Source organism: Dysgonomonas reticulitermitis, from assembly GCF_054601275.1.
In genome coordinates this window covers 1-14,564 of record NZ_BAAHWU010000064.1, presented here as the reverse complement: position 1 = coordinate 14,564, position 14,564 = coordinate 1, and the positions used below count along the sequence as shown (strand labels likewise).

Below are 14,564 nucleotides of genomic sequence, written 5' to 3'. Positions count from 1 at the left end.
GAGTTGCACCGAGTTAAATATCACGGAGTTACACCGTGATACACCGTGAACCATAACTCCGTAAACTCTGTGGTTAATTGTTTGTTTATGAAATCCATAAATCTTTATTCTATATAATATCTAATGTATATATTTTTACAATAAAATTATATTATATATGTACAAGTAAGAATGAAGAATTATGAGTTATGACCGGCGCGAAGCGATGGCTAAAAAGATCTTTGATGAAATGAAGGAGAAGTTATAAACAGTAAGCCTTGATGGAAAAAGGAAAAAGAAATTACAGGAAAACCGATGAAAAAATATTACTTTTGTTGATCTATTATTATTTGAATCAATAAACAATCTAAAATATAAGAACATGGAAAGTAGTGATTTACTAGTACAGGTGACAAATAAGGCTAAGACATGGTTATCGGACAAATATGATGCTGAAACAAGGAAAGCAGTGCAAGCATTGTTGGATAAGGAAGATAAAACCGATCTGATAGAGGCTTTTTACAAAGATCTTGAATTTGGAACAGGAGGGCTTCGCGGTATTATGGGTGTTGGTACCAACCGGGTTAATATATATACTATTGGCGGAGCTACACAAGGGTTGGCTAACTATCTGCTAAAAGAGTTTGCCGGGCTTAAACAGATAAAGGTGGTTATTGGTCACGACTGTAGGACCAATAGCCGTAAATATGCCGAGATATCAGCTGAAATATTTTCGGCAAACGGTATTAAAGCGTATTTGTTTGAAGATTTGCGTCCTACACCGGAAGTATCTTATGCTATTCGCAAATTGGATTGCCAGAGTGGTATTATGATTACTGCCTCTCACAATCCGAAAGTATATAATGGTTATAAAGCTTATTGGGAAGACGGGGCACAGGTTGTTCCTCCGCATGATAAGAACATTATAGCAGAGGTGAATCGTGTCAATATAGAAGATATTAAATTTAAAGGAGGGGATAAAAGCCTTATTGAGATTTTGGGAAAAGATATGGATGAAGCCTATATCAAAGACCTGAAAACATTGATGCTCTCACCCGAATCTGTTAAGAAACATGGTAATATTGGTATTGTATATACCCCGTTGCATGGTACGGGTTCTACAATAATACCAAAAGCGATGAAAGCCTGCGGGTTTACAAATATTATCGATGTGCCGGAACAGAATGTTCTAAGCGGAGAATTTCCTACTGTTGTATCTCCAAATCCGGAAGACCCTGCTGCGATGGCATTAGCTGTAAAGAAGGCAGAGGAAACAAATGCCGATCTTGTTTTTGCCACAGATCCTGACGCAGACCGTTTTGGAGCCGGTGTGCGGGATGATAAAGGCAACTTTATCTTATTGAATGGTAACCAGACTATGATTATGTTGGTTTACTATATTATTACACGCAAGAGAGAGTTAGGCCGGCTGACAGGAAAAGAATATACTGTACGTACAATTGTAACCAGCACCTTGACTCAGGTTGTGTCAGAAAAGAATGGTGTTGAAATGTTTGAATGTTATACCGGGTTTAAATGGATTGCTTCCGTAATGCGTGAATTGGAAGGTAAACGTAAATATATTGGCGGAGGAGAAGAAAGTTATGGATTCTTGGCCGAAGATTTTGTCCGGGATAAAGATTCTGTTTCTGCAGCTATTTTATTCGGAGAAATTGCTGCTTGGGCAAAAGATAATGGAAAAACTATATACGAATTGCTCCAAGATATATATGTAGAGTATGGTTTTTCGAAGGAGAAAGGTATTTCAGTAGTAAAAGAGGGTAGGAGCGGAGCCGAAGAAATTGAAGCTATGATGAAGAATTTCAGGGATAATCCCATTAAAGAAATTGCCGGAGCAAAGGTTACTTTGATAAAAGACTTTGTAAAGCTGAAAGCTTTCGATTTGAGTATTGATGAGGAGTATACCCTTGAGATGCCTACAACATCTAATGTGTTGCAATACTTTACTCAAGATGGGACAAAAGTATCTATTCGTCCATCAGGAACAGAACCTAAAATTAAGTTCTATATTGAAGTTAAAGATAAATTGAAATCAAGAGCAGGATATGATTCGGTAGATGCTGCTGCCGACAAAAAAATAGAGCAAGTCTGTAGGGACTTAGGTATCTGAAAGAATCAAATAATGCCGGATATATAACTTCTCAGAGTCATTTGACTTTGAGAAGTTTTTATTTGTGAAACAATGTATTTAAGTTTATAATTATGAGTTGGGTTTATTTATTATTAGCAAGTTTTTTTGAGGTGGGATTTACTTTTTCGTTATCAAAAGCAAAAGAAGCGATAGCGCCACACTCTTATTATTGGTATATTTCCTTTGGTATATGTTTAATCTTAGGAATGGGGCTATTGATAAAAGCTGTTCAAATAATACCTATGGGGACCGCATACGCAGTTTTCACGGGCATAGGGGCTGTCGGAACGGTTCTGGTTGGGATATTCGTATTTAAAGAGCCTGTGAGTATAATGCGTATGTTTTTCATCTCAACTCTCATTATTTCTATTGTTGGATTAAAAGCTGTTTCGCATTGATATTCACTTCCATGAGATTTGAGGATTATTTAGAGGTGAAAAAAGATGTGATTATTTTTAATATATCTTTTGGAGAATATAAATTATATACTATCTTTGCACACGCAAAACGGTCATGGTACCATAGCTCAGTTGGTAGAGCAAAGGACTGAAAATCCTTGTGTCCCCGGTTCGATTCCTGGTGGTACCACGAAAGAAAGATAAAAGCGACTTATAATCAAAGAATTATAGGTCGCTTTTACATTCACAGTTTGAGTTTTGGGATGACCCTAAACAAGCTCTGTTTTTCTGTTATTGGATTAATTATCTTTCTCCTACCTTGTCTTTTATTCTCATTAATGTTATCTTAGCTTTTATTTTAAATTTCTTGGAATAATATGGAGAAATCTATTGATATAAAGTCTTTTCGTTTCGTCGATACATCATTTGATAGTCTGATGACAAAACGCATTTTTAATGTTTTGCTGATAGCAACGAAGTATGATTCCTTCATGTTAGAAGATGATGGACGGATTAATGAACAAATATTTAATGAGTATACTTCCCTCAACTTGAGTTATCCTCCTCGTTTTACTCAGGTAGTGACAAAAGAAGAGGCATTGATGGAACTAAATGAAAATCATTATGAGCTAATCATACAGATGCCAAATCTGGATGAAGCGGATATGTTTTCTACGGCTACACATATTAAACAACTCTATCCGGATACACCTTTTGTCGTATTGACCCCATTTTCACGAGAAGTATCAAAGCGATTGGCTTCTGAGGATTTGTCTGGAGTTGACTATGTTTTTAGTTGGTTGGGTAATCCTGATTTATTGTTAGCTATCATTAAATTGATAGAAGATTCAATGAACGTGGAACATGATACAGAAAGTGTAGGTGTTCAGGCAATATTGCTAATTGAAGATTCGATACGTTTTTATTCTTCTGCATTACCTACTCTTTTTAAAATAATAATGGAGGAATCTAAGGATTTTTCAAAAGAGGCATTAAATGAACATCAGCAAAAACTTCGTATGCGTGGACGTCCTAAAATTATGTTGGCCCGGACTTATGAAGAAGCTATAAATATATATACTAAATATTATAACAATATATTAGGTGTAGTTACGGATATGAGTTATTTGCATAATGGGGTGAAAGATAAACTTGCCGGATACCATTTTGCTAAATGGATCAGGTCGCAAAAGAGATTTGTGCCTGTTGTTTTTACTTCATCTGAAATTAATAATAAGGCTTATGCAGATGAGCTGTCTTGCAGCTTTATAGATAAGAATTCGAAAAGTTTTCCCAGAGATTTGAAAAAGCAGGTTGTAAATAATTTTGGTTTTGGTGATTTTTTAATAATTAATCCAAAGACGGGAGCGGAAATTTATAGAATTAAAAACTTAAAAGATTTACAGAAAAATATATTATCGATTCCTACCGAATCTTTGATATATCATTTGTCGAACGATCATTTTTCGCGATTCTTTTACTCCAGAGCAATGTTTCCTGTTGCTGAATGGCTCAAAAGAATAGATATTTCGGACTATAAAACAATGGATGAAGCCCGTGAAATGATATATGATATAATTATTAAATATCGGCGGGTGAAAAACTCCGGGGTTGTTGCAATTTTCGATAAAGATAGGTTTGATGAATTCTCTAATTTTGCACGAATGGGGGATGGATCGATAGGGGGGAAGGGGCGTAGTATAGCTTTTATGGATAATATAGTAAAGGAGCATGTAGAGTTAAATGGTGACGAAAATATTCTGATAAGAATACCCCGTACTGTAGTATTGTGTACCGATATCTTTGACGAATTTATGGAGTTAAACGATTTGTATCCTATTGCTTTATCCGATAGACCAGACGATGAGATTTTGCATTACTTTCTTAGAGCAGGTTTACCTGACCGGCTTCTTGAAGATTTTATGGCCTTTTTGGATGTAATTAAGACTCCGATTGCGGTTAGATCCTCTAGTTTGTTGGAGGATTCTCATTATCAGCCGTTTGCTGGTATTTATTCTACATATATGATTCCGTTATTTGAGGATAAGTACGAAACATTGGCTCTCTTAAGCAAAGCGATAAAGGCTGTGTATGCGTCTGTATTTTACAGAGAAAGTAAAACATATATGACGGCTACTCAAAATATAATCGATCAAGAGAAAATGGCGATTGTGTTGCAGGAAGCAGTTGGGACTACATATGGCGATAGATTCTATCCTACTATATCGGGGGTGGCACGTTCTTTAAATTTTTACCCTATAGGAAACGAGAAACCCGAAGACGGTATAGCTAATATTGTTCTAGGCTTGGGGAAATATATTGTTGACGGGGGAACTAATATCCGTTTTTCCCCTGCGCATCCGCATAATATCATTCAGTTAAGTACTGTTGAACTTGCGCTGAGAGATACTCAACGATATTTTTATGCTTTAGATCTTAAAAAGATAAATAAAGATTTTTCGACAAATGATGGTTTTAATCTTTTGAAACTAACTGTTAAAGATGCGGAAAAAGATAATTCTATCAGATACATTTCATCTACATACGATCCTGTTGACCAGATTATTTATGAAGGTTATTATGAAAGTGGCCGGAAAATAATTTCATTTGCCAACGTTTTGCAACATAATGTTTTCCCGCTGTCAGAAATTTTGCGGAAAGTATTAAAAATAGGTCAAGAAGAAATGGGACGCGCTGTAGAAATAGAGTTTGCAGTAGACCTTAAAGATAAAGGCGAAGGCTTTTTTTATTTGTTACAAATAAGACCTATTGTACAAAATAAAGAACTTATGCTCGAAGATTTATCCCGAATAGATCCATCTCAAGAAATTCTTTATTCTAGTAATGCTTTGGGACATGGTATCGTAAACGATGTTTATGATATTGTTTATGTAAAATCAAAGGGGTTTAATCCTGCCAATAATCCTAAAATAGCTACTGAAATAGACTCAATAAATATGGATTTCTTAAATAGAGAAAAAGGTTATATATTGGTCGGTCCTGGCAGATGGGGAAGTAGCGATCCTTGGTTAGGTATCCCTGTAAAATGGTCTCAAATAAGTAATGCCCGGGTTTTGGTGGAATTAGCTTTGGATAATTATAAAATAGAGCCGAGCCAAGGAACACATTTTTTCCAAAATCTGACATCTTTTGGTGTTGGTTACTTTTCGATTAATCCATTTTTACAAGGTGATGGTGTCTTTGATGAAGATTTCTTAAATAATCAACCGTCCATATATGAATCAGAATATGTACGGCATGTCCAATTTCGGGGACCGATTGTAATAAAGATCAATGGAAAGAAAAAGACAGGTGTGGCATTAAAACCTGAATAGGGATAATTGAGGGACAGAACAAAAAAGACCGAAGTCGTTAAAAACATCGGTCTAATTTGTTTACAGGGCTTTCGACACACCCTCTTTTCTATTTTCAGATTGAAGCTTTAAGCTTTCTTTTCTTTACGCCATTTAGCATTTTTCATATCGCCTGTTTCTATAAATGCTTCATGAAAAGAGAATGCATCGTATAGGTCTACAGGAGTATGTCCGTTTTCACAACGTGCAAGGTATTCTCTCAACAACGGACGATAATCAGGGTGAACACAGTTTTCTATAATTGCCTCGGCTCTTTCTTTCGGACATTTGCCTCGAAGATCTGCTATACCATACTCCGATATAATCACTTTCACAGAGTGCTCACTATGATCCATATGAGCAACCATAGGCACAAATGCACTGATTTGGCCGTTTTTTGCGACTGATGGAGTAACAAATATGGATACGTACGAGCTACGGGTAAAGTCTCCTGAACCTCCGATACCATTCATCATTTTTGTTCCGGTAACATGGGTAGAGTTGATATTTCCATAAATATCAGCCTCAAGGGCTGTATTGATGGCTATAACACCCAGACGGCGGACGATACCCGGATTGTTTGAAAACTCCGAAGGGCGAAGAATAAGCTTTTCTTTGAAGAAACTAAGGTTCTTGTATATTTTTTCAATAACCGGATTGCTTACAGTAAGTGAACAGCCACTGGCAAAGCGGACACGGCCTTTTTCCATCAGTTCGATAACTGCATCTTGTATAACTTCCGTGTAAATTTCAAAATTAGGGATCGCTTTGCTGTCGCCCATAGCAGCAAGTACAGCATTGGCTATATTTCCTACACCCGATTGTACAGGCAGGAATTCTTTTGGCATACGTCCTTCAGCCATTTCCTTTTCAAGAAAATAAGCTACGTTTTCTCCAATCTTGGCTGTGATTTCATCTACAGGTGCAAAACCGGAACCTTCGTTAGGCGTATTGGTTTCTACTACAACTATTTTATTCGGATTTATTTTTACGCTATTAGTTCCAACGCGATCACTAGCATGGTAAATAGGAATAGGGATACGGAAAGGAGGGTCGATAAATTCGGCTATGTCGTGCATTCCTTTCAGTTCTTTTGGATGCCAGCGGTTCAATTCAACGATAACAAGTTTAGCCATTTTGGCGATAGTCGGCATAATACCTACACCGCATGTAGGGATAATTTCTCCTTCTTCGGTTACATCGCAAGCTTCGATGATAGCAACATCTACACCACCTAGAAATCCGTAACGGATTTCCTGGGCAAGTTGAGACAAGTGCATGTCGAAGTATTTAACTTCTCCGCTATTGATAGCATTACGCATGTCTTTACTCGATTGGTAAGGAGTACGGAATTTTACGGCGTGTGCGCGAGCCAGATTTCCGTCGATAGAGTCTCCGGTTGAAGCCCCTGTAAACATTCCAACTTCGAATGGATTGCCTTTTGCATGTTCTTCTTCTGCGCGTTTTGCCAGCGCGGCTGGCACTACTTTAGGACATCCGGCAGCCGTAAAGCCGCTAAATCCTATGTTGTCGTTGTGATTGATAAGTGCTGCCGCCTCTTCGGCAGTCATAAATTTTAAAGCCATTGTTCTTTTTATCTAAAGTTTTTATTGATTCCAAATGCCTTTGTTTTGCGCTGCAAAAGTACAAAATTATTATGTGTGGAACTATTTTTATCAACTAAAAAATAATTAGTTCTACAGTATTGATACAAAAGTCTTTTTGATAAATTACGATTATAAATTCAGAGAGGTTTTCTTCTGATTGTATTGATCGATTTTATAAGTTGACAGGTTATTATAAATAACAGCAAAAACCGATAGATTCAGATCTATCGGTTTTTACATATGAGAAATCAGGTATTTTTATTTTTGGCCTAAATATATTGTTATTTATTCCAGACTCTAGGCGTTGGAACCGGCTTTAAAGGCTCTCTGTTTTTGAGTTCTTTCATCACCTCTTCAATAGCGCGGTCAAGCTGTTGATCTTCCCCGTTCCATTCTTTAATAGGATCGTTGTCCACTACTATATCCGGGTCAACTCCATGATTTTCGATGATCCATTGCCCCGTTTTAGCATCATAGCTGGTAAAGAATGGCACCCGTATGTCTGTACCATCAATAAACGGCATCGAACCTGATATACCAACAATTCCACCCCAAGTACGTGTTCCAATAAGTTTACCGATGCCCAATGCACGGAATCCCCAAGGGAATAAATCACCGTCAGAAGCAGAATATTTATTTATCAGACATACTTTTGGTCCTATTTGCACAGCATCAGGAACTGTTCCTATACGGTTCGATCCGCGACGCATAGTCAACCGGTAAGGCTCTCGCGAAAGACGCTCCAATATCATAGGAGATACATTTCCGCCGCCATTGGCACGGTCATCGATTATCAAACCTTCCTTATCCAGTTGCGGATAAAAATAACGGGCAAATTCATTCAAGCCTTCAGGTCCCATATCAGGGATGTAGATATATCCGATTTTACCATTCGAAGCTTTTTCTACTTTCTTAAGATTATTTTGTACCCATTCGTATTGATACAAAGGGCTTTCGTCGGCAATCGGACTAATTACAATTTTACGGGCTCCTGCCAACTGCGGTTTACTATTCAACGATATTTCGGTTGAAACCCCGGCCTTGCCGACCAGCAACGAGAACATATCCTTTACTGAATTAGCGGCGATACCATCTATAGCCACTATAAAATCTCCGGTTTTAGCGTCTATTCCCGGTTCAGTCAGCGGCGAGCGAAGCCCCTTATCCCATGCGGCACCCTGCAATATTTTCTCTATACGGAAAAATCCACTCTTATCACGTGATATTTCGGCGCCAAGCAGACCCGTATTAATCCTATCCGCGCGATCCGCTTCTCCCGGATTTACATATGCGTGTCCACAATTCAACTCGGCAATCATTTCACCTATTATATAATTCAGGTCTAAGCGATTTTTCACATAAGGCAACAACACCTCGTATTTTTTCTTGATTGCTTTCCAGTCCACGCCATGCATATTTTCCACATAGAATCCATCACGATATACCCGCCATGCCTCATCGAATATTTGAGCCCACTCTTGAGGATAGTCTGTATATATCTTCATATTCGATAGGTTTACAGGATCTTTCAGTTCCGTTTTTCCGGCAGGAATATTAGCAACATAAAGCTGCCTGTTTTTATAAAACAACGCTTTTTTACTATTATAATCCACATTCATCGAAGCGCCTTCAACCAAAGTTTCTTCTTTCTGAGTCTTCAAATCAAAGACAGTTACCGCACCTTGTTTCGAATAATATACCTTGTTTCCATCCATATAGAAATTCCGGTATGAACCGGCCGGAACAGGAAGCTTCACTATGCGATTGGCTATTCCATCAAAATCTATTTTAACGGTAACTACCGAATCCTTTTTCTCTGCCGGTTTCTTCTCGTTTACTACTGCATCTTTTTCAAGAAATGGAGAAGGTGTATCCTTAGACAAAAGAGCAAGATAGATGCCATTCGAATTTTGATATATATGATTCCATTCTTTAGAGCCATACACCGGATTAAAATTCCGGGCAGAAGAGAATACAAGGTATTTACCATCCTTACTAAACGTAGAACTATACGATTCGTACCACTTGTCGGTAACCGCGTATTCTTTTTTTGCCGCTATATTAAATATATATACAACATTGAAATCATTGGATTCCATACGAGAATATGTCAACCACTTGCTGTCGGGAGAGAAAATTACTCCGCGAGGTTCACCTGCGGGATCTTGCAACAATACTGTCTTTTGTTTTGAAGAGACATCCAACAGATTTATACGATTGTTGCGATCGGTGTAAACAATCGATTTTGAATCGGGGCTCCATACAAATGAACGAATGTATGTGTCATTATTTTTGGTAAGCTGAACAGGGTCAGATCCAACTGCATCTTGCAAATAAAGTTCTGTTTCTCCTGTTGCATCGGAAATGTAGGCAATTGATTTTCCATCAGGCGACCATTCCGCGTCACGATCGTGAGCGCCTGGTGAACGTGTTATATTTTTTGTTACCCCCTTGTCGGTAGGTATGTTGAAAACCTCACCACGTGTGGTTACAACCAGACGTTCTCCGTCTGACGACAAGCTTGCGCCGGTTATGTATTTACCACCGTCCTTAACTTCACTGCGTGCATAAATATTATCCGAAGCAAGAGTAATATTGATTTTCACAGGCTGCTTGTTTGTTACATCCAACTTGTAAATATATCCGCCGTTTTCGAACACAATAATATTGCCATGATAGCTTGGGAATTTCACATCATATTCTGTAAAATCAGTAACCTTAGATGTTTGCCTGGTTTTTGTATTATAGACAAATATATTCATTGTGCGATCGCGATCCGATATAAAATAAATATCGTCTCCTATCCACATCGGCATAATATCCTGAGCATCGTTATTCGTAATGTTTTGTACCGATTTTGCACTTGGATCATATATCCAGATATCATCGGCCATCCCTCCCTTATAGTATTTCCATGTACGAAATTCGCGCATTACACGATTATATGCCAGTTTTTTACCATCAGGAGAATAGCTGCAAAAACCACCTTCGGGCAAAGGCAGTCCATTTGACAATCCACCTTCATTATTTACCAGATATAGACGCCCTGTAAAACCGCTTCCTATACGATTCCGGTAAACGATATCCTTTCCATCAGGAGTCCATCCCATTACAATATTGTTAGGTCCCATCCGGTCTCCGATATCGTCACGGGCATTAGTCGCTGTATATGTGACACGTAATGGTTCTCCTCCTGCCGAAGGAACTGTATAAACCTCAGTATTACCGTCATACTGACCGGTAAACGCAATTGTTTTACCATCAGGCGAAAATTTGGGAAACATTTCGTATCCGATGTGAGATGTAAGGCGCTTTGCCTCTCCTCCGTTAAAGGGGACTTTATAAAGGTCGCCGGCATAGGAAAACACGATTTCGCTTCCATTAGTAGAAGGAAAACGAAGCAAACGTGCCTCTTGTGCTTTTGCTGCCAATAAAAATAGAATGAAAAACAAGAATAAGATCAACTTCCTCATAATGATTACTGTTTAATTTGAATTAAACAAAGGTAAAACCTTTACTTTTAAAGAAAGACTATTTTCATAATATTTTTCTCTACCGGATATTCTATTTGTCATAAATGTTTCTAATATTTTTTGTGTTTTTTAAAGAATAAAAGATTATATTTGCACGCCTTAAAGTGTATATATGTCTCGGTTTAGCCGTTTTTACGCAGAGGTTTTACGAGGTATATGTATATTTAATTAATTTTGAGTGAAATAGAAATAAAATAATTATAGTAACGAAAAGTAAAATTTAAAATGCAAAACAAAGGCTTTGTAATAACATTTTCCATTCTTTTGACATTGGTATGTTTATTCTATCTGTCCTTTACGTTTGTTACCAGAAACCAAGAAAGCAAGGCTGAAAAATATGCAGCCGCTTATGCTTCTGAACATTCGAAAGGTGATCAGCAATTGTATGATGAGCTGTATAATAAACAATATAGCCACTATCTGGACTCGATGTCAACTGAAAGAGTTTGGCCGGGTATTCCTTTTCTAGGAGATAGTATTGGTTATACTCTGAAAGAATGCCGTGAAAAAGAAATCGGTTTAGGTCTCGACCTTAAGGGAGGGATGAGTGTCATTGTTGAAGTAGATGCGTCAGCAGTGCTTAGCTCTCTGGGTGATCCGGATAATGCTGCTTTTAGTAAAGCTCTGCAAGAAGCGTCGGATGAAAACCGTAAAGGAAGTAACCGGGATTATATTTCCATATTTTTGGATAAGTTTAAGGCTGCAAACGGAACAGGCAAACTCGCCGGAATATTTAGCACGAAGTTGAGAGATCAGATAAATCCTCAAGATAACGATGCAAAAGTAGAAGGTGTTTTGAGAAAAGAATTGCAAGCTATAGCAGATAACTCTTTCAGTGTATTGCGTACTCGTATCGACCGTTTTGGTGTGGTTGCTCCGAATGTTCAAAAATTGGACAATCGCGCTGAACGTATTATGATAGAACTTCCGGGGATAAAAGAACCGGAACGCGTAAGAAAATTGCTTCAAGGTAGTGCAAATCTTGAGTTCTGGAAAACATATAATTATTCAGAAATTCAAGGCTATTTAGCTACTGTAAGTGAATTATCGAGACAAGCGTTGAGTGCGACAGCATCTGATTCGTCAGTAATCGTAAAGGACTCTCTATCTGTAGATTCATCAGCCGTTTTAACCCCGGCTTCTCAATTGGCGTTTGCGAAGTCTCTCGATCAATATTTGCAAAGAATACCTTACGATGGCGCTATGGTTGCTTTCGTTCACAAGAACGATACAGCCTCAGTAAATGCTATCTTGCATAAATATAAAGATTTACCGGAACGTCCGAGTGGGCTGGAATTTGCTTGGGGTTTTAAAGCAGAAGACCAAAAAGAAACACAATTTGCACTTTATTCCCTTCGTGGCGATGGTGTAAAGAAAGGTCCTGCACTGGACGGTGAAGTGGTTATTTCTGCTAAAGCCGATCAAAGTCAACATGGTTCAGCTTGGGAAGTAGATATGCAAATGAATACTATCGGATCACAACGCTGGGCTACGATTACAGGTGCGGAAGTAGGTAGAAGTATTGCTATCGTACTGGATGGATCTGTATATTCGGCGCCAAATGTGAATGGTAAGATAGATGGAGGACGCTCACAAATTACAGGCCGATTCTCTGTAGAAGACGCGAAAGACTTGGAAAATGTGTTAAAGTCGGGTAAGATGAAAGCCGGTGTGCACATTGTACAGGAAGATGTTGTTGGACCATCTTTGGGTCAGGAAGCTATTAATGCCGGTATTATATCATTTGTATTGGCTTTGGTGCTGTTGATGTTATATATCTGTCTTGTGTACGGATTAATTCCAGGTTTGATAGCCAATGTGGCATTGTTAGTGAACTTATTCTTTACAATAGGTATATTAGCCGCTTTCGGAGCGGTGATGACATTGCCGGGTATAACCGGACTTGTGTTAGCTTTGGCCCTGGCAGTGGACGCTAACGTACTTGTGTATGAGCGTACAAAAGAAGAACTTAAGGCAGGAAAGAATACCAAAGTCGCCATTGTTGATGGTTATAGACATGCATTCTCTGCTATTTTCGATGGGCATGCCTCTCAGGTTATTACAGCGATAATACTTGCATACTTCGGTACAGGACCTATACAAGGTTTTGCGACAACATTGATTATCGGTATCATTGCATCGTTTATCACGAACGTGTTCCTAACCCGTATATTCTATGAATATATGTTGGATAAAGGAAAACTAAGACACCTTACATTTACAACGGTTATATCTAAGAAAATATTCAAGGAAACTCATATTAACTTCCTTGGTATGACCAGACACATCGTGATTATCTCTGTTGTGTTAATCATTGCAGGTGTAGCGTCTTTGTTTATCAATGGTTTGAATGGTGGTATAGACTTTACCGGAGGACGTAACTATTTGGTTCGTTTCGATACGAAAGTTAATGCTGATGACGTTGAAAAGGTATTGGTCTCTGAATTTCCTAATTCAACAGTACTTGTTCTTACCAGTGGTTCGGCTAGTCAGTCTTCATCTACCAGTCAGGTACGTATTACGACTAACTATAAGATTGAAGAAGCAACAGACAGCGTTGAAAACGAAATAAGGGCTAAGATGGCTTTGTCTTTGGCTGCAAATAATATTACTCCGAAAGGAGCTACGGATAAAGAAACCATAGATGCGTTCAACTTCAAATATGTACAGAGTTCTCAGCGTGTAGGACCTAGTGTTGCCGATGACCTGAAAACGGCCGCAACGATTGCGGTATTAATTGCGATCGCGTTCATGGCCTTGTATATCTTGTTGCGTTTCCGCGATATTGCGTTTTCTGTGGGAACACTTATTGCTGTGGCACATGATGCTGTGATGGTTATTATCTTATATTCGTTACTGTATAAGATCATGCCATTCTCGATGGAGGTCGACCAATCCTTTATTGCGGCGGTACTTACTGTTGTGGGGTACTCTATTAACGATAAGGTTGTTATCTTCGACCGTATTCGTGAAATTAGGAATATGTATCCTAAACGGGATATAACAGAAACAATTAATGAAGCATTGAACTCGACTTTGAGTCGTACGTTGAATACAGCTATCAGTTCGATGTTGGTGGTGTTCTGCATCTTCTTATTAGGTGGCGACACTATCAGAAGCTTTACATTCGCCATCTTTATCGGTATCTTTATTGGTACATACTCTTCAGTATTTGTAGCAACGCCGATAGCTTGGACGATCTTCAAAAAAGAACATTCTAAGAAAGCAATAGAAGCAAAATAAGTAAAACTAAATAGTTTCTCTTTTCGGAAAAAAGCCTGCTAATTCATTAGCGGGCTTTTTTCTTATATAGTAAAATCTTGAAATCACGAGTGGTAAGTAGTAAGTGGTAAGTAGTAAGTAGTAAGTAGTAAGTAGTAAGTAGTAAGTAGTAAGTAGTAAGTAGTCAGTAGTAAGTAGTAAGTAGTAAGTAGTAAGTAGTAAGTAGTAAGTAGTAAGTAGTAAGTAGTAAGTAGTAAGTAGTAAGTAGTAAGTAGTAAGTAGTAAGTAGTAAGTAGTAAGTAGTAAGTAGTAAGTAGTAA

Annotated in this window: 6 protein-coding genes and 1 tRNA gene; 5 read left to right on the top strand and 2 right to left on the bottom strand. The window is 38.1% G+C overall.

Annotated features, from left to right (window positions below):
* The first annotated feature begins 361 nt into the window (after positions 1–361).
* From ACYPZI_RS14410 to ACYPZI_RS14395, 4 genes are all read left to right on the top strand, one after another.
* A complete protein-coding gene (locus ACYPZI_RS14410; RefSeq protein ID WP_459602806.1) occupies positions 362–2,110 on the top strand; it encodes a phospho-sugar mutase in 1,749 nt (582 codons plus the stop codon).
* 92 nt (positions 2,111–2,202) lie between these two features.
* Complete coding sequence (locus ACYPZI_RS14405) at positions 2,203–2,529, top strand: DMT family transporter (RefSeq protein ID WP_459602804.1); 327 nt, start codon at positions 2,203–2,205, stop codon at positions 2,527–2,529.
* Between the two features lie 117 nt (positions 2,530–2,646).
* Positions 2,647–2,719: transfer RNA gene (locus ACYPZI_RS14400), tRNA-Phe, on the top strand.
* A gap of 187 nt (positions 2,720–2,906) precedes the next feature.
* Positions 2,907–5,864 (top strand): PEP/pyruvate-binding domain-containing protein, encoded by a 2,958-nt coding sequence (locus ACYPZI_RS14395; protein WP_459602802.1) that lies wholly within the window; start codon positions 2,907–2,909, stop codon positions 5,862–5,864.
* A 107-nt stretch (positions 5,865–5,971) separates the two neighbouring features.
* Here the strand turns inward: ACYPZI_RS14395 and ACYPZI_RS14390 are convergent, their stop codons facing one another.
* Complete coding sequence (locus ACYPZI_RS14390; RefSeq protein ID WP_459602800.1) at positions 5,972–7,468, bottom strand: acetyl-CoA hydrolase/transferase family protein; 1,497 nt, start codon at positions 7,466–7,468, stop codon at positions 5,972–5,974.
* Between the two features lie 302 nt (positions 7,469–7,770).
* Positions 7,771–10,962, bottom strand: coding sequence for a S41 family peptidase (locus tag ACYPZI_RS14385; RefSeq protein ID WP_459602798.1), 3,192 nt, complete (start codon positions 10,960–10,962; stop codon positions 7,771–7,773).
* Between the two features lie 285 nt (positions 10,963–11,247).
* Between ACYPZI_RS14385 and secDF the strand changes: the two genes are divergently transcribed.
* Entirely contained in the window at positions 11,248–14,265 is a 3,018-nt protein-coding gene (gene secDF / locus ACYPZI_RS14380; RefSeq protein ID WP_459602796.1) for a protein translocase subunit SecDF, read from the top strand.
* The last annotated feature ends 299 nt before the right edge of the window (positions 14,266–14,564 follow it).